A 17,019-nucleotide genomic window follows, 5' to 3' on the forward strand; every position below is an offset into this window, starting at 1 on the left:
ATCAGGCTCCGGCGGGCTTTATGGCGGTTTTGAAATTTGCAGTCGTGGCTCAGTACACAAGTGACATCGCCTGTTCCAGTGCACGATTCTTGATGACGGCACCTGTTCCGAACCAGGCAGAATCCAGCCGATGGTCTGTAGTTTTGGCTCGGCGTTGGTGGTCTATGAATTCAGTGACCGCGTTCAGTAAGCCATATGCAGTTCCATCAGATGAAGCCAGCCCTGCCCCCCTGCCTTCTCCTTTGAATAGTGAGAGGGACTTGGCAACGGAACGCTCCCCGGTCCTGCCACCGCCGTTCGCCGCATCACCCGTGAATACCTTCTGGAAATAATTCGATGCCTCGCTGGGTGTTACCCTCCGTTCACTCAGAGCTTTCATGCGATACATGAAATCGTCCCAGGCAGTTACAGAAATGCCAAGACGCCGCTTAACCAAATCAGCGTTGAAGTCAGTGTTGTGTTTCACACGGACAGCGCTACCAGTAAACCCCTTCACCGCAACTGCCAGCGTGTTATTGCACACCACGCGGATGCTCGTGAACTGAGCAGTCGTTGCCATGGTTCCATCACAGGCAGTGGCCAGTAAAACGTAAGCATTGGTCTTGTCGTTGCCTTTGAGCATTCCTGATTGACCGGTGCGGGCCAGTGCCCACATTTTCCGGCCGCCTTTCAGAACACCTGCTGTTTCCAGTTCGAAACCGGAAACCTCAGTAAGGTCTCGGTAAAACTCAAGGATCTCTTCCGGCTGAACCACCTTAAAGCGATTGCCAACGACAGACAGAGGGGCCTTGGTATCGGAGCGGTAAAGCACCTTGGAATCTGGATAAGACAGGATTTCTCCCAGTGCACCGCGGCCGTTGTTGGTGACATAGCGAACAGGGCTTTCCTCTATCTCCCAGTCGAGGCCCGCCTGCTTTGCCCAAACCTCAAGAGGCTGGTTGGACGTCAGTTCATTGCCGAGGCCATGCCACGGGGGTTGGCCAACGTAGGCCATTTGCTCGATGAGATGAGCCATGGTTTATCTCCTATGGAAGTTGCGTGGGGAATTAGCAAATATCATCGCGAGAATCAGGATCAGTGCTAAAGGAGTAGCCACAATCCAGACAGCGGAGGTTGTCGACCACGCGCTTGTCCAGAATTTCGCCAAGAATCACGCCGGCAGACGCGCCTGAGGCTCCCCCCAAAAGCGCAGCAATTACAGCACCGCCAATGCCGGCCACCGTTGCGCCTCCGGGACCAGCAACGATCCCACGCTTCACACCCGCATGGACACCGGCTGTGGCAGCGGAATAGCCACCGAAAGTGCCTGCAGACGCACCGACTAAGCCAGCGGCTTTCTTTCCATAGTTTTTCTTACCAATCCGCCGGGACAGGCAGTTGGGGCATTGTTCAGACATTTGAAATTACCTCTGTGGATTGGAGAAAAGGCACTATCAGTGCCTAGGTTCACAGGGGTGATATAGGTTTCAAATTCGATGGAATCATGAAATGGATAAAGACATCGATCCCGTTGGTAATGAAGCCAAATCTCTCGCCCCCTTCGGTCCGAATGAACCTGAGGGAAATCGACTGCTCGCAAAAAAGCCAACGATAATGCTGTGTCATTCAGAGCTGACTAACCAAAGCGAGGACCGAGATCTGGCGACAGGTTCCTGTCCGCCAGCGGTCTACCGGACGATCTACTCGGCAAAATGCGCACGCTTGGGTCGCAAAGCGAACGTTCAGGCAAATAGATTTTGGAATATGCGCAGTAGACGGGTAGGCACCCTGCGAATGATCGTGATAACCGGTAAAGACGTGATAGCAAGGTGCCAGGCCGAATCCTGGCACCTTGCTATCGGCGTCACTCACTAAGAGTTCGCTGTTTCCAGAGATAAAAGAGCACAGGAATCACTAGCAACGCCAGAATGACGGCGGAAATCATACCGCCCACCATGGGTGCCGCAATCCGGCTCATCACCTCCGACCCTGTACCGGTGCCAATCATAATGGGCACAAGCCCCCCGATAATGGCGGCCGCTGTCATCATGATCGGCCGAACCCGCATACCGGCACCGTGTAGTACGGCATGGCGGAGGGTTTCTCGCCTTGGCGTCAGCCCTTTGTCATCACACGTTTCCAGCATTGCGTTATAAGCCTGATTCAAATACACCAGCATGATCACCCCAATCTCTACCGCAACGCCGGCCAGCGCAATGAAACCGACACCGACGGCTACCGAAAAATTATAACCAAGCAGATACATCAGCCAGATAGCACCGATCATCGCAAACGGTAGCGTGCCCATAATAATTCCCACTTCGGCAAAACGGCGGAAGTTAAGAAACAGCAGGATGACGATGATGGCCAGCGTTAACGGCACCACATAGGTCAGTTTTTCCTTCGCACGGAGCATGTACTCATACTGACCAGACCAGTTGATTGAATAACCGGGAGGTAGATCCAGCTCTTCACTCACGGTAACCATGGCCTGTTCAACATAGGTGCCTACGTCGACACCCTCAATATCCACAAAGGTCCAGCCGTTCAGGCGGGCATTCTCACTCTTGATGGCCGGCGGGCCATCCTCCACACCGATATCCGCCACATCTGCCAGGGCAATGCGCTGGCCGGATGCAGTCACGATGGGCAGTTGCTCCAGCTTCTCGGGCGAATCCCGGTAATCTTCCGGATAACGAAGATTAATGGGATACCGCTCAAGTCCCTCGATGGTTCGGGAAACGTTGATGCCACCAATCGCCGAGGCCACAACCTGTTGAACATCTGCGATATTCAGCCCATACCGAGCGGCACGCTTACGATCAATATCCACCTTGATGTAGCGGCCCCCAGCAACCCGCTCAGAGTAAACAGACGCTGTGCCGGGGATGTCGACCATGACTTCCTCAAGGCGTTTACCGATATCCTGAATGACGGTAAGGTCCGGGCCGGCAATCTTGATGCCCACCGGCGTTTTAATGCCAGTTGCCAGCATATCGATGCGCGTGATGATCGGCATAACCCAGGCATTGGTTACCCCTGGGAACCGAATCAGAGTATTGAGCTCCTGCTTCAGCTTTTCGGTGGTCATACCTTCCCGCCATTCATCCCTTGGCTTGAGCTGGATAAAAGTCTCGATCATCGTCAACGGCGCCGGATCGGTAGCGGTATCCGCCCGCCCCACTTTGCCGAACACGGTTTCGACTTCGGGTACGGTGGCAATCAGCTTGTCGGTTTGCTGCAACAATTCCCGTGCCTTACCAATGGAGATGCCCGGGTAGGTCGTGGGCATGTACATCAGGTCACCTTCATCCAATGGCGGAATGAATTCACTGCCGATTTTGGTGGCTGGCCAAAGGCCCACAGCCAATACCAGCAACGCAGCAATAACCGTCGTTTTCGGGAAGCGTAACACCAGCTTCAGAACCGGCATATAAACGCCAACAAGCAAGCGGTTCACGGGGTTCTTGTGCTCTGGCAGCACCTTGCCGCGAATGAAATATCCCATGAGCACCGGCACCAGGGTCACCGCCAGAGCGGCACTGGCTGCCATGGCATAGGTCTTGGTAAAGGCCAGGGGCGCAAACATCCGGCCTTCCTGTGCTTCCAGTGCGAAAACGGGCACAAAACTGACGGTAATGATCAGCAGGGAGAAAAACAGGGCAGGCCCGACCTCGGAAGCGGATCGGGTTACCACTTCCCACCGGTTTTCCGGCGTTAACGGCGTCCGCTCCATGTGTTTGTGCATGTTCTCGATCATAACAATGGCACCATCGATCATCGCCCCGATCGCAATGGCAATACCGCCCAGTGACATGATGTTGGCGTTGATTCCCTGCCAGTGCATGACAGTAAAGGCCGCCAGAATACCCACGGGAAGACTGAGAATCGCCACCAGCGACGAGCGCACGTGGAACAGGAAGACGATGCACACCAGGCCCACCACCAGAAACTCTTCAAGCAGCTTGAAGCCGAGATTATTGACCGCCCGCTCAATCAGACCAGAGCGATCGTAAACCGTCACCACCTCGACGCCTTCAGGCAAGCTGGATTTCAGGTCTTCCAGTTTCGCCTTCACGCCATTAATGGTTGCCTGAGCGTTCTCACCAAAGCGCATCACCACAACCCCGCCGACGGTTTCACCTTCCCCATTCAGTTCGGCAACCCCACGCCGCATCTGCGGGCCAACTTCAACGGTGGCCACATCTTTCAGCAATATGGGGGTACCGTTGTCATCGAGTCCTAATGGAATCGACAGAAGATCCTCACGGGACTTTATATAGCCAGACGTGCGCACCATGTATTCCGCCTCGGCCATCTCGATGACGGAGGCGCCCACTTCCTGGTTGCCTCTCTTAATGGCATTCTGGATGTGAGCCAGAGGAATTCCCAGCGCCCTGAGTTTTTCCGGGCTGACCTTGACCTGGTACTGCTTCACCATACCGCCTAGCGCAGCCACCTCAGAGACACCCGGCACCGTTTGCAGTTCGTACTTCAGGAACCAGTCCTGCAGGCTGCGCAACTGGCTTAGGTCCTGGTTCCCAGTGCGGTCTACCAGCGCATACAGGTAAACCCAGCCAACTCCGGTAGCGTCTGGCCCGAGCTGAGGCCTTGCAGAGTCTGGAAGGCTGGGCGCAACCTGGGACAGGTATTCCAGTACCCGGGAGCGGGCCCAGTACATGTCGGTGTCTTCATCGAAGATCACGTAAACATAGGAGTCACCGAAGAACGAGTATCCCCTGACCGTTTTCGCGCCCGGTACCGAGAGCATGGCTGTCGTCATCGGGTAGGTCACTTGGTCTTCCACCACCTGCGGCGCCTGGCCCGGGAAACTGGTTTTGATAATGACCTGCACATCGGACAGATCCGGCAGAGCATCCACCGGCGTTTGTTTCAGCGAATAAAGGCCGAGCCCTGTGATAAGCAACGTCGCCAGCAACACCAGGAAGCGGTTACGAATAGACCAGTGAATAATAGCGGCAATCATGACTCGCCCCCGCCATGGCTCATGGTGCTGTGATCCATGCCTTCATGATCCATCCCCTGCTCATCCATATCCTGAGGGGATGACATCCGTTGGAAGTCCGAGGTTTTGCTGGATTCCGAATCGATCAGGAACTGGGCGGATGTGACCACCGTGTCGCCTGGCGAGAGGCCATTGAGTATTTCCGCATACTTGTCGCCGACGCGCCCAACGTTCACGTTAACCGACTTGAAGGCGCCCTCTTCCATCGACAGAACCAGTCGATCGCTCTGTCCGGTGCGGATGACCGACTCCCGTGGCACCAGAAACTGCCGCTGTCCCCGTTCGCCCTGAACATCCAGGCGAGCGAACATGCCTGGCATCAGAACACCATCATCGTTATCAAAGCGCATCCGCACTTGCGCCGTCCGGGTTTTCGGGTTCACTTCGGGGTAGACGTAATCCACGTTTCCGCGCCACTCGCGACCGGGCATGTAATCCAGCGTCATCTGCACCCGATTACCAGCCTCTACGGCGGAAAGCTGGCTTTCAAACACTTCGCCGATCACCCAGACCTCATCCAGTGCGGCAATCGATAAAACCCGGTTTCCGGGCTTGATGAACATACCCTCACGAACATTCAGATTCTCGATCACCCCGGAACCCGGAGCGTAAACCGTCATGGTTCTCTGGACTTCGCGCTTCTGGCGCAGTTGGCTGATCAGACTAGCCGGTACGTTCAGCGCCAACAATCGCTCGGTAGCAGCATCAACCAGTCTCTGATTGCCACGGTTCATCGCGAGAAGCAGTTCTTCCTGCGCATTCACAAGGGTGGGCGAGTACAGCGTGTACAAAGGCTTGCCTTGCTCAACAGGCTCGCCCTCGGCTTTGACATAAAGCGCTTCGATCCAGCCTTCAACACGAGGGTGCACGTGGGCCATCTCGTCTTCGTTGTACTGCACGTAGCCTACGGTAGTAATGTTGTTAGGCAGGCGCCCCTGAATCACCGGCTCCGTTCGAACCCCAAGGTTGTTGACGACCGTTGGTGAAATTCGGACCGTGCCGGCTGGATCCTCAGCTGACCCACCCTCCTCGTATACGGGGATCAGATCCATCCCCATCGGGGATTTTCCGGGTTTGTCACTTTTGAAATTGGGGTCCATCGGGGCTACCCAATACAGCGGCTCCTTTGGGCCAGAAGCGGTCATTTCAGCTGCAGGCGTCGAAGTCGCGTCAGTGTCAAGCCAGTACGTGGCCCCTGCACCGGCGAGGCCGCCGAGCAATACAAAGCCCAAAGGGCGAGCAAAATTAGCCATGATGGTCAGTCCTGGTAACGATTCAGTGAAAAGGAAGGTATGTCGGAAGTGTCGGACGTCAGATAACGGAAACTCGCCAGATTCTTGGCCCGCTCGGCCATCATCTGTATCAATTCAACCTGGGTATTAAGCTCTGCAATTCGCGCTCGTACCGCTTCGGCGAAGTCGCCGTCATCGTTGTTGTAAGCAGTCAATGCTGCGCTTGCCTGCGCCTCCATTTGCGGCAGCAGGGTCTGTTCATAGAGCTCTATGCGGTCATCCAGTCGTTCGATCCGGGCCACGGCCGCACGGGCTTTGGCCTGAAGTCCCCGGATCTGCAAAATACGTTCTGTTTTTGCCGCCTCCAGTCGCGCCACTGATGCATTCAGTTTTCGATCCTGCCGGTTGCCTGTAAAGATCGGGAGATCAAAGCCAATGCCTACAGAAAACAGGTCGGCCCTGTCCTGACCGTTTGGTGCCCGCTCCCTGTATCCATATTGTGCAGATACTGACCATTCCGGCTTGTAGGCCTGGCGAGCCAGGTCAACGTCAACACTCTGGGCATCAATCAGCTGATCAGTCGCGCGGATTGACGGATGACGGATCAGTGCCTCTGCGGATGTTTCAGCCCAGCCCAGAGGAAACACTCTCAGCAACTCGTTGGGTACATCTTTACTGACAGCCAGCTTGGCCTGGTCCGGGCCTATCCACTCTGCCAGCTCCGCGCGGTTCGATGCCTGTTGCGAATGCAGCACCGTCAGCCGGTCCTCAAGTCGCGTCAGTTCCAGCGAGGCACGGATAACATCCTGCTGCCTGGAACCCATGCTTGCTGAGGTATACCCAGCCTCTGCGACATCCTCTAACTGTTGAAACAGAGCACGATTATCTTCAATCAGTTCGATGCTTTGCTGGGTTCGCCAGACCTCAAGCCAGAGATGCGCTACCGATTCCATGACCTGCGCCCGGCGGTTCTCGCGCCGAAAAGGCTGAACGCCTGCCATTTCCTGCTTTTTTTCACTGGCCAGCTGACGGCTATCACCTCGCGGAATTCGCTGGGTAAATCCAATGGTGGCCTGAGTCATTGCCTCCTGTCCGGTATCGAAAGTATCCGTGGGCAAATTCGCGGCACCAAGCGTCATTCTCGGATCCGGCAGGGCGCCATCGGCAATCGACTCTTCCAGAAGCGCATCCTGAATCTGGACACTCTGGCGAAGCCAGGGATCGTTCTCGATGGCCGCATCAATCGCGCCGGTTAACTCAAGTCTGGGTGCCGTCCAAGCGGGCAAACTGGTCAAAACCAAAGCACCGAGAAAGGCCGGCTTTATAAGGTGAGGAAGAATGGACAATGTTATATCTCCATTGAAATGTTTCTGAATCGCAATCTTATAGCGCTTATCTGAAACCAAACTGAAATGCAGAACGAAAATGCACAATTTGATTTATATCAAGATACTGTTATTCCTGAAAAAAGTTACTTTATTTTAAATTGTTTTGTTTCTTTCAGGATCAATTCAGAAACCGATGTTTTAATTAACTCATCAACCAACTAGGAGGTGTAAAAATGAAAAATTTACTTATATTTGCAGCAGCAGTTACTGTTTCAACGTCCGTACTCGCCGGCAACATGTCAGACAATAAGGACATGAAGGCCATGCACAGCCAAATGATGGAAAAATCATCCATTGAAGAAATACTTAAGAATGAAGGGATGCAGCGCTTACACAGAGACATGACACGTAATGCGATGTCCGAAGGGGGCTTTGAGGCTCGCGTGCAAATGATGACGAAAGAAGGCCGGGCTTATCACAAAGCTCTGAAACAAAGGCAAAAAAATACCGCAGGGTAATCCCTGCGGTAAAGTCAACTCGTGGAGACGCAAGCGTCGGCTGGCTCGGGCTTCGAGCAGTCGACGTCCTGATCACGCTCAAGTAAATCACAGAAATCTGAAACTGAACTGAATTTCTTGAACGGTTTAAGGCAATTAAGGAGAACATCATGAAAAAAATCATTATCGCTGCCGCAGCTGCCACTTTATTTTCTACCATGGCCACTGCCAATTCAGGATTGGCCGATCGGATTAATGAAGCGCGCACTTACCCGAACAAAACAGTCGACACGAAAACCAGAATGATGACCTGCATGAAAGACATGCAATCTCAAAAAGATATGAAGGGGTCCAATATCAATAAACAAGAAATAAGATCAGGAAGCAATACACGTCACAATCATACTTAAACAAATACAGAAAGTCAGATTAAAATCAATAGTCGACTGTCTCTTAGAACGACAATCGACTATTTATTCAATTTGGGTAAGCGGATTAAATGGTTGATCTTACCTTTGCATGAGAGTGAGACAGACCGGCATCTCATCGGATTATCTGGTTGATGCTTCACCTACTGCTGGTGCATGTTTCCTTCGCTAATTCCAGCAAGAACCCCACACGCCTCAACTTCCCGGTCATCGTTGCAACTCGCTCTCAGTGAAACGAGTTGTTTCTCAAGCGCTTGCAGAGCGGTTATCTGCGACCGCACATGAGAGATGTGATCATCGAGCAAGGCGTTGACGGCGGTACAAGGCTGATGAGGGTCGTCCTGATAGCTCTGTAGTTCGTGAATCTCAGCCAGTGACAGGCCCAGGATTCTGCAGCGACGGATGAAGGCCAGCCCCTCACCATGCTTCTCGGTATAGACACGGTAACCGTTGTCCTGCCGATCAGGCGGCGGCAACAAGCCCTGCTGTTCATAGAAGCGGATCGTCTGTGTTTCGACCCCTACCAACTGCGCCAACTGACCAATGCGCATCAGCCTCCTCCCCAACGGATTCTTTACTCTGTTGACCTTATAGTAGCTTTATAGTTTTAAATGGTACCACAACATTGTTCAAGTGGAGTCGTATCATGAGCAAATCCTGTGGTGGCGCCTGTGGCGGTGATGCAACGTCCGCAGCGGATACCGATATACAGGCCTCCTCCGAGGCGCCAGGGAGATGGGTCAGTGTTTATGCCGTGCCGAAGATGGACTGTCCATCAGAAGAACGAATGATTCGCCTAGCCCTGAACGGCTTTGAGGAGATTCGGGCGCTGTCCTTCGACTTGTCGAACCGCCGGCTGAAGGTCGTGCATGACGGCGAGGTCGAGCCCGTCACCTCGAAACTGAAGACCTTGGGGCTAGGCGCCTCGCTTCAGGAAACCGTCGCTGCAAATCCGGAGACCATCAAGGCCGCCGAGTTTTCGGCAGCTTCTGCTAAGCAAGAATCCGGGACCCTGCGCTGGTTGCTCGGCATCAATGCACTTCTGTTCGTGGTGGAAATGACTGCCGGTCTGATCGCCCAGTCCACCGGCCTGATTGGAGAATCCCTGGACAATTTTGCCGATGCGGCGGTGTACGGGCTTGCCCTTTATGCGGTTGGACATAGCGTGAAAATGCAGGTACGTGCCGCGCATCTTGCTGGTGTACTGCAACTGATCTTGGCTGTGGGCGTGCTCGTAGAGGTGGTGAGACGCTTTGTATTCGGTAGTGAGCCTGAATCGCTGGTGATGATGGCTATCGCATTCGTCGCATTGATTGCCAATACCAGTTGTCTGCTGCTCATATCCAAACATCGGGAAGGCGGGGCGCACATGAAGGCAAGCTGGATATTCTCGGCCAACGACGTGGTGATCAACCTGGGGGTCATCACCGCCGGCGCCCTGGTCGCGTGGACCGGTTCCAATTATCCGGATCTGATTATCGGCACCATCGCGGGGGGCATTGTACTTAACGGTGCCAGACGCATTTTGGCGTTGAAGGGTTAAATAATGCTCATTATTGGCAAAAAGCTCTCGCCGTATGCCCTATTGTCCATATCGGGCCTGCTGGCAGCGTCTGATCAGGCTGTAAAGTGGCTGGTGCAGCAATCAATGGCCTATGGCGAGTATGTTTCGGTGACCCCGTTCTTTAACTGGGTGCACCTATGGAACACCGGTGCCGCATTCAGTCTTTTTGCGAATGGTGGAGGCTGGCAGCGCTACTTTTTTATCGGAATCGCGGTAGTGGTCTCGATTTTTCTGATCAAGCTGATCCTTGAAAATCGTCATAAAGGAGAAGCCATCGCTTACAGTCTTATCCTCGGTGGCGCCATGGGCAACCTGATTGACCGGGTCTTTCGCGGCTATGTTGTGGATTCCTTTGATTTCTATTGGCGAGACTGGCATTGGCCGGCCTTCAACCTGGCTGATATTGCAATTGTCCTCGGTGCCTTACTTTTCGTTTCCAGCAGCTTGTTGGGTAAAAAAGCAAACACCAATGCCGAGCCGGATGGATCTGACTGACACCTACGCCTATACAACACCATGACCGAACTTCCCGACAACATCCTTCACCTGCCGCAATACCAAGTACTGGGCTGCAAATCAACCGACGACGAAATGCACTTCCAGGTGGACGTGCCCGATCCCATCGCCTGCGAGGAATGCGGCGTGCAGGGTGAGTTCGTACGGTTCGGCAAGCGTGACGTTCCCTATCGTGATCTGCCCATCCACGGCAAGCGGGTCACTCTCTGGGTGGTCCGCCGCCGATACACCTGCCGGGCCTGCAAGACAACATTCAGGCCCCAGCTACCGGAGATGGTGGACGGATTCCGTATGACACTGCGGCTGCATGAGTACGTGGAGAAGGAATCCTTCAACCACCCCTACACCTTTGTGGCGGCACAGACCGGCCTGGACGAGAAGACGGTGCGCGACATCTTCAACGCCCGCGCCGAGTTCCTGGGGCGCTGGCACCGCTTCGAGACGCCCCGCATCCTGGGCATTGACGAGCTATACCTGAACAAGCGCTACCGCTGCATTCTGACCAACATTGAGGAGCGAACCCTGCTCGACCTGCTGGCCACCCGCCGCCAGGACGTGGTGACCAACTACCTGATGAAGCTGAAAGACCGGCAGAAGGTCGAGATCGTCAGCATGGACATGTGGAACCCCTACCGGGCAGCGGTCAAGGCTGTGCTGCCCCAGGCCCGTATCGTGGTCGATAAGTTCCATGTGGTGCGCATGGCCAACGATGCCCTAGAGAGAGTGCGCAAGGGCCTCAGAAAGGAGCTGAAACCGTCCCAGAGCCGGACTCTCAAGGGAGACCGGAAAATCCTGCTGAAACGCGCTCACGAAGTCTCAGACCGGGAGCGCCTCATCATGGAGACCTGGACAGGCGCGTTCCCGCAACTGCTGGCCGCCTACGAGCACAAGGAGCGCTTCTACGGCATCTGGGACGCCACCACACGGCTCCAGGCAGAAGCCGCCCTGGACGAGTGGATAGCCACCATCCCGAAGGGCCAAAAGGAAGTCTGGAGCGATCTGGTCAGGGCAGTGGGAAACTGGCGCGAAGAGACCATGACCTACTTCGAGACGGACATGCCCTTCACCAACGCTTACACGGAGTCCATCAACCGACTGGCCAAGGACAAGAACCGTGAAGGGCGCGGTTACTCCTTCGAGGTGATGCGGGCACGAATGCTCTACACCACGAAGCACAAGAAGAAGGCACCGACTGCGAAGGTCTCTCCTTTCTACAAGAAAACCATCGGTTACGGACTGCCGGACTTCGCAGAGGAACTCAACTACGGAGTCGATCTATCAACCATCTGAGGGTGGTATCAGATTGATGGGGTGAAGGTGCCCCATCAACCATTAAATCCGTATACCCTTCAATTTTTAACATCCAGAAGATACTTTATTTCACTTCCACGGCGCTGCTTTATTTGGCTCTCAGAGTCAACCACCCAAGAAACATCCATTTGACAACCAGGACCGTTATCAGTGGCAAGAAAACCCATTGTGCAAGAGGAAGTACCCCTGTGCCTGTCCATGTGACTACCGACGATAACTCGCTATAATTCCATCTTAAACCTGCCGAACCATCCAGGCCTCCAAGTCCAGAATTCGGTTTCGATACGTATGGTGAAACGGCCGTGGTTGCTGTCCGACCACAGGGTGGCCTCCATCCCCCTCAAGCAATGATTCCGCCGAGGGCGCACCACCCAGCGCACTGCCCGGAAAAACACTTAGAAAAGCCACCACCCATAAGCATTTCATACGCTGCCTCCTTGAGTTAACGTCTGATTACCCAGAGAAATCAGAGCCCACTCCTTTCAGACCATGCCTCATAGATCCGCTTGTCCCATTTGCTCTGGAAATAGGCGATAGCGGCTTTTTGATCGTCCCTGGAGAGCTCGTCTGCGAAGGCCGGCATTTTCCCACCCATGGGGGCGCCACCTTGACTAATTGTACCCATCAGCGTGTCGAAGGAATGGTGCCAGGCATGACCTGTTCCGTTGAGCGGTGGCGGCGGGTAAGAGCCATCCTTCAGAGTCTTTTTCCAATTGAAAGCGCCTTGGGCATTGCCGCCATGGCAGCTTGCGCAGTTGTCGTCGAACACCACTGCGCCGCGCTCGACCTCAGCCTGTGTGTACCAGCGGTCATCCACCGTCTGTTTACCGCAGCCGCTGATTAGTGCGACTGCAAGAACGCCTACTGAGATAGTTGCCCCATGCATCATTCTTGTTCCTCGATTTCCTTGCGCCTCAAATTCCTCAATCGCGGAATACACCGATGGCTTCCCAGGCCATGCCAGGATTGCAGGCCCCGAGAATCCGATAGGCCTGCATATCCTTGTCCAGCTTTTCTTCATGGTGGCTTTGACATCAATTTCTGTCAGCACACCGAAGCCGTGATCAGTGAGGGCCTGACGCGCTCTTCTGTCCACGTCCTCGAAATCGACATCTTTGATAACTCAATCGATTGTGTATGACATAGCTACCTCCAATGATTCAGAAGTTCATTGCTTTGACCCGAGTTTCACCACCCTCAAACGCAGCGCATTCACGATCACGCTGACCGAGGACAGCGACATGGCGGCCGCTGCAAAAATGGGCGACAGCAGTATCCCGAAAAACGGGTACAAAACCCCTGCCGCTATCGGAACACCGGCGGAGTTGTAAACGAAGGCGAAAAACAGGTTCTGACGGATATTGCGCATGGTCGCCAGAGACAAACGGCGCGCCTCGACAATGCCCATCAGGTCGCCGCGTAGCAGCGTAATGCCGGCGCTTTCGATGGCGACATCGGTCCCGGTGCCCATGGCCACACCGACATCCGCCGTTGCCAGTGCAGGCGCATCGTTTACGCCGTCACCCGCCATCACGACAACACGGCCTTCGTCTTTCAGGCGCTGGACGATCTTGCCCTTATCTTCCGGCAGGACTTCCGCTTCCACTTCGTCGATATGCAGTTTTCGGGCAACTGCTTCAGCTGAAGTGCGGTTATCGCCGGTCAGCATGACCACCCGGATGCCGTCTTTTTGCAGCGCGGAAATAGCGGCTTCGGTGGTTTCCTTGACCGGATCGGCAATCGCCAGCAACCCTGCGACGTTTCCGTCGACAGCAGCAAAAATCACGGTAGCACCATCTTTTCGGAGCTGGTCGGCGTCGCCGTCAAATCGCGTGGTGTCGACATTTTCCGACTCCATGAGAAGGCGGTTACCAAGTAGCACCCGCTTGCCGTCTATTCGACCGGTAACCCCTTTACCATTCGGAGAGTCAAAGTCTTCCGCATCCGGAAGCTTCAGGTCCATGCCCTTGGCTTTATCGAGTATGGCGTGAGCCAGTGGGTGCTCACTGCCTTTCTCCAGGCCGCCTGCATAACGCATGAGACTACTGTCATCGAACCCGTTGGCCGCGACAAGCCGGGTGACTTGCGGCTTGCCCTCTGTCAGCGTGCCGGTTTTATCCACCACCACGGTGTCCACCTTCTCCATACGCTCCAAGGCTTCCGCATCGCGAATCAGAACGCCACTTTGAGCACCGCGTCCGACACCCACCATGATGGACATGGGCGTCGCCAAGCCAAGTGCGCAAGGGCAGGCAATGATCAGAACACTGACCGCTGCAATCAGCCCGAACGCCATAGGCGGCGTGGGCCCGAAGAATGACCAGGCTATAAAGGCGATAATGGCGATCACGATCACCGCAGGCACAAAATAACCCGCCACCTTGTCGGCCAGGCCCTGAATGGGCGCGCGGCTGCGCTGGGCGCTCGCCACCATCTGCACAATCTGGGACAGCATGGTGTCACGGCCAACCTTGTCGGCCCGCATGATAAAGCTGCCCTGCTGGTTGATACTGCCGCCGATCACCTGGTCGCCGGATTTTTTGCTGACTGCCAAAGGCTCACCGGTCACCATGGATTCATCCACGTTGGAGCTGCCTTCAAGCACCTCGCCGTCCAACGGCACCTTGTCTCCCGGACGTACCCGCAAGCGGTCACCGACCTTGACCTGATCAAGCGACACATCGGATTCGCTGCCATCGTCGTCCAGTTTTCTGGCCGTCGCCGGTGCCAGATCCAGCAGGGCCTTGATGGCACCAGAGGTTTTCTCTCTGGCGCGCAATTCCAGCACCTGCCCCAGCAGCACCAGCACCACGATGACAGCAGCCGCCTCGAAGTAGACGGCGACCGACCCGTCTTCCTGCCGGAAGGCGCCTGGGAAGATCTGCGGCGCCAGGGTCGCCACCAGGCTGTAGATCAGCGCGACGCCGGTACCAATGGCAATGAGCGTAAACATGTTCAAGTTACGGCTAACCACGGATTTCCAACCCCGGACGAAGAAGGGCCAACCGCACCAGAGCACCACAGGCGTTGCCAGCACCAGTTGAATCCAGTTGGACATCTGCGGGGCTATAATGTGATCGAGTCCGGTGAGGTGCCCACCCATCTCCAGTACCAGTACAGGCAGGGCCAGCACCAGGCCGATCCAGAATCGGCGGGTCATGTCTTTGAGTTCTTCCGAAGGCCCGTCGTCCAGGCTTACCTGCTCGGGCTCTAGGGCCATGCCGCAGATTGGGCAGTCCCCTGGCCCTTGCTGCCGAATCTCGGGGTGCATGGGACAGGTATACATAGTGCCCGGCGCTACCGGCTCTTGCTGTTTCTTTTCCCAATCGAGGTACTGCTCAGGGTCCTCGTCGAATTTGGACTGGCAACGCAACGAGCAGAAGTACCAGGTTTTACCGCCATGCTGGCTGCGGTGTTCCGCGGTATGCGGATCGACTGCCATGCCGCAAACCGGATCCTTGGCGGTGTGCCCGCCAGGTTCTTTATCGGCGTGGTGATCGTGGTCATGGGCGTGATGGTGCTCAGCCATTGCGATCTCCTGTTTTGTCGGCGGGCCAGTCTGCAAATGCAATAAAATACAGCAGAACCAGATTGACGATGGGGATCAATATCAGCACACCCATCCACCCCGGATACCCGGTGCGCTGGCAAATACGCCAAGCCGGAATGACGACCACAATGGCAATCACCAGCATCCACAGCCAGTGGCCTGCCCACATGGTGTTCCCGAACATGTTATCTCCCATCATGGCAATAGCCTCTCTTCCAGATTCTGGTTAATGGTGACGATGCGCGTGACTCTCTTCCTGTTTCGCTTGCGCCGATTCCGGTGATCTTTTAAGGAAAATCTGCTCGGATACTGCAATCACGATCATGGTCACGACTGCCACGCTGATGACGAACGGGTCCGTATTAAGCTTTACCCAGACGAAGCCGCCCAGCGCCAAAAGATCCAACAAGATGGCTGTTGCTGGCACCCAGGTGTTGGCCTTAATGTCTTTGCGTAGATAACGGAGCACACCCCAGTGAATGGCAATGTCCATAATCAGATAAAACACGATACCCAACGCAGCAATGCGTGACAGGTCAAAGAAGGCGGTCAGAATCAGACCCAGGACAACGGTATACACCAGTGTGTGCTTCTGAATGCTGCCGGGCATCCCGAAATGCCGATGAGGAACCAGTCTCATCTCCGTCAGCATGGCCAACATGCGGGACACAGCAAATACACTGGCCAGAATTCCTCCCGCCGTGGCCATCATGGCAATCGCAACAGTAAACCAGACGCCGTATTCGCCGAGAGCGGGGCGTGCAGCAGCGGCGAGAGAGTAATCCTGCGTTTCGATAATTTCAGCCAGAGATAGATTGCTGGCGACCGCAAATCCCACCAGCGTGTAGATCACCACACAGGCGGCAATGGAAATCACGATGGCGCGCCCAACGTTTCGCTTCGGGTCGATGACATCCGAGCCACTGTTGGTGATGGTCGTAAAGCCTTTGAACGCAAGAATGCCCAACGCGGTCGCGCCCAAGAAGTTGCCCAGCGTTCCGGCTTCACCGGGCTCCGAAAAATCAACCGAGATTGAGTCGGCAATCCAGACCCCGACCAGACCGAAAATCAGTATGCCGCCGATTTTCAGGATCCCGATAAAGGAAGCCACCCCTTGAATCATCCGATTGCCCAGCAGGTTGATCAGAAAGGCCGCAAGAATGAGCGCCACGCCGAGAATGGGCACCATGCGGCCACTGTCATCCCCGCCGAAAAGTTGCATGGTGTAAGAGCCAAAGGTCCGGGCCAGGAAGCTCTGAGCGATGACCATGGAAAAATACATCAACAGGGCGTTGAAAGCCGTTGGCAGCCGGTTTCCGTAAGCCTTGTGCAGGTACATGCCGATACCGCCGGCGGACGGGTAGGCATTGGAGATCTTGATGTAGGAATAGGCGCTGAAGCTGACAATCACCGCCGCCGCGAGAAAGGCCAGCGGGAAAAGAACGCCGGTCATCTGCGCCATCTGCCCGGTCAGAGCAAAAATACCGGCGCCAATCATGACGCCGGTACCCAGCATCACCGTCCCTGGCAGAGTGAGACTACCTTCCTGGTAGCGAGTGCTTCGATCTTCCTCCTTGCTCACTCAATC

General features: G+C 55.1%; 15 protein-coding genes. 5 read left to right on the forward strand and 10 right to left on the reverse strand.

The window, feature by feature from the left end:
• Positions 1-49: 49 nt before the first annotated feature.
• The 5 genes from msub_RS12830 to msub_RS12850 form a co-directional block, all read right to left on the reverse strand.
• Entirely contained in the window at positions 50-1,015 is a 966-nt protein-coding gene (locus msub_RS12830; RefSeq protein WP_048496382.1) for a DUF932 domain-containing protein, read from the reverse strand.
• A 31-nt stretch (positions 1,016-1,046) separates the two neighbouring features.
• A complete protein-coding gene (locus msub_RS21195) occupies positions 1,047-1,397 on the reverse strand; it encodes a hypothetical protein (RefSeq protein WP_082146487.1) in 351 nt (116 codons plus the stop codon).
• Positions 1,398-1,843: 446 nt separating this feature from the next.
• A complete protein-coding gene (locus msub_RS12840; RefSeq protein ID WP_048496384.1) occupies positions 1,844-4,966 on the reverse strand; it encodes an efflux RND transporter permease subunit in 3,123 nt (1,040 codons plus the stop codon).
• Positions 4,963-6,258, reverse strand: coding sequence for an efflux RND transporter periplasmic adaptor subunit (locus msub_RS12845; RefSeq protein WP_048496385.1), 1,296 nt, complete (start codon positions 6,256-6,258; stop codon positions 4,963-4,965). The genes msub_RS12840 and msub_RS12845 overlap by 4 nt, the downstream gene beginning before the upstream one ends.
• A 5-nt stretch (positions 6,259-6,263) precedes the next feature.
• On the reverse strand, positions 6,264-7,670 hold the full coding sequence (locus msub_RS12850; RefSeq protein WP_227506724.1) for a TolC family protein: 1,407 nt from the start codon (positions 7,668-7,670) through the stop codon (positions 6,264-6,266).
• Between the two features lie 128 nt (positions 7,671-7,798).
• On the opposite strand from msub_RS12850, the gene msub_RS12855 reads away from it, so the two are divergent.
• Together msub_RS12855 and msub_RS12860 are read left to right on the forward strand one after the other, a co-directional pair.
• Complete coding sequence (locus msub_RS12855) at positions 7,799-8,083, forward strand: hypothetical protein (RefSeq protein WP_048496386.1); 285 nt, start codon at positions 7,799-7,801, stop codon at positions 8,081-8,083.
• Between the two features lie 149 nt (positions 8,084-8,232).
• Positions 8,233-8,472, forward strand: coding sequence for a hypothetical protein (locus tag msub_RS12860; protein WP_048496387.1), 240 nt, complete (start codon positions 8,233-8,235; stop codon positions 8,470-8,472).
• Positions 8,473-8,633: 161 nt separating this feature from the next.
• On the opposite strand, the gene cadR is transcribed toward msub_RS12860, so the two are convergent.
• Entirely contained in the window at positions 8,634-9,041 is a 408-nt protein-coding gene (gene cadR / locus msub_RS12865) for a Cd(II)/Pb(II)-responsive transcriptional regulator (RefSeq protein ID WP_004364961.1), read from the reverse strand.
• A 95-nt stretch (positions 9,042-9,136) separates the two neighbouring features.
• On the opposite strand from cadR, the gene msub_RS12870 reads away from it, so the two are divergent.
• Genes msub_RS12870 through msub_RS12880 form a run of 3 tightly spaced genes read left to right on the forward strand, consistent with a single transcriptional unit; the run spans position 9,137 to position 11,860 of the window.
• Entirely contained in the window at positions 9,137-10,033 is an 897-nt protein-coding gene (locus tag msub_RS12870) for a cation transporter (protein ID WP_004574643.1), read from the forward strand.
• 3 nt (positions 10,034-10,036) lie between these two features.
• A complete protein-coding gene (lspA, locus tag msub_RS12875; protein WP_004863699.1) occupies positions 10,037-10,549 on the forward strand; it encodes a signal peptidase II in 513 nt (170 codons plus the stop codon).
• A gap of 21 nt (positions 10,550-10,570) precedes the next feature.
• The gene (locus msub_RS12880; protein ID WP_048496388.1) at positions 10,571-11,860 is read left to right on the forward strand and encodes an ISL3-like element ISPpu12 family transposase; all 1,290 of its coding nucleotides are present in this window, start codon (positions 10,571-10,573) and stop codon (positions 11,858-11,860) included.
• Positions 11,861-12,347: 487 nt separating this feature from the next.
• Here the strand turns inward: msub_RS12880 and msub_RS12885 are convergent, their stop codons facing one another.
• The 4 genes from msub_RS12885 to msub_RS12900 all read right to left on the reverse strand — a co-directional run bounded on the left by msub_RS12885 (position 12,348) and on the right by msub_RS12900 (position 17,013).
• The gene (locus tag msub_RS12885; RefSeq protein ID WP_454786187.1) at positions 12,348-12,977 is read right to left on the reverse strand and encodes a c-type cytochrome; all 630 of its coding nucleotides are present in this window, start codon (positions 12,975-12,977) and stop codon (positions 12,348-12,350) included.
• Between the two features lie 72 nt (positions 12,978-13,049).
• On the reverse strand, positions 13,050-15,410 hold the full coding sequence (locus msub_RS12890) for a heavy metal translocating P-type ATPase (RefSeq protein ID WP_048496389.1): 2,361 nt from the start codon (positions 15,408-15,410) through the stop codon (positions 13,050-13,052).
• Positions 15,403-15,630 carry a DUF805 domain-containing protein gene (locus msub_RS12895; protein ID WP_048496390.1) on the reverse strand — a complete coding sequence of 76 codons (228 nt, stop codon included), beginning with the start codon at positions 15,628-15,630 and terminating at the stop codon, positions 15,403-15,405. The genes msub_RS12890 and msub_RS12895 overlap by 8 nt, the downstream gene beginning before the upstream one ends.
• 27 nt (positions 15,631-15,657) lie before the next feature.
• Complete coding sequence (locus msub_RS12900) at positions 15,658-17,013, reverse strand: APC family permease (RefSeq protein ID WP_082146488.1); 1,356 nt, start codon at positions 17,011-17,013, stop codon at positions 15,658-15,660.
• Positions 17,014-17,019 lie beyond the last annotated feature (6 nt).

Source organism: Marinobacter subterrani, from assembly GCF_001045555.1.
GTDB classification, from domain to species: Bacteria; Pseudomonadota; Gammaproteobacteria; order Pseudomonadales; family Oleiphilaceae; genus Marinobacter; species Marinobacter subterrani.

Bases quoted from the DNA above. Each gene is read 5' to 3' on its own strand.
- msub_RS12870 (WP_004574643.1), top strand. From the start codon at position 9,137: ATGAGCAAATCCTGTGGTGGCGCCTGTGGCGGTGATGCAACGTCCGCA.
- msub_RS12880 (WP_048496388.1), top strand. From the start codon at position 10,571: ATGACCGAACTTCCCGACAACATCCTTCACCTGCCGCAATACCAAGTA.
- msub_RS12830 (WP_048496382.1), bottom strand. From the start codon at position 1,015: ATGGCTCATCTCATCGAGCAAATGGCCTACGTTGGCCAACCCCCGTGG.
- msub_RS12890 (WP_048496389.1), bottom strand. From the start codon at position 15,410: ATGGCTGAGCACCATCACGCCCATGACCACGATCACCACGCCGATAAA.
- cadR (WP_004364961.1), bottom strand. From the start codon at position 9,041: ATGCGCATTGGTCAGTTGGCGCAGTTGGTAGGGGTCGAAACACAGACG.
- msub_RS12860 (WP_048496387.1), top strand. From the start codon at position 8,233: ATGAAAAAAATCATTATCGCTGCCGCAGCTGCCACTTTATTTTCTACC.
- msub_RS12895 (WP_048496390.1), bottom strand. From the start codon at position 15,630: ATGATGGGAGATAACATGTTCGGGAACACCATGTGGGCAGGCCACTGG.
- msub_RS12840 (WP_048496384.1), bottom strand. From the start codon at position 4,966: ATGATTGCCGCTATTATTCACTGGTCTATTCGTAACCGCTTCCTGGTG.
- lspA (WP_004863699.1), top strand. From the start codon at position 10,037: ATGCTCATTATTGGCAAAAAGCTCTCGCCGTATGCCCTATTGTCCATA.
- msub_RS12855 (WP_048496386.1), top strand. From the start codon at position 7,799: ATGAAAAATTTACTTATATTTGCAGCAGCAGTTACTGTTTCAACGTCC.
- msub_RS21195 (WP_082146487.1), bottom strand. From the start codon at position 1,397: ATGTCTGAACAATGCCCCAACTGCCTGTCCCGGCGGATTGGTAAGAAA.
- msub_RS12845 (WP_048496385.1), bottom strand. From the start codon at position 6,258: ATGGCTAATTTTGCTCGCCCTTTGGGCTTTGTATTGCTCGGCGGCCTC.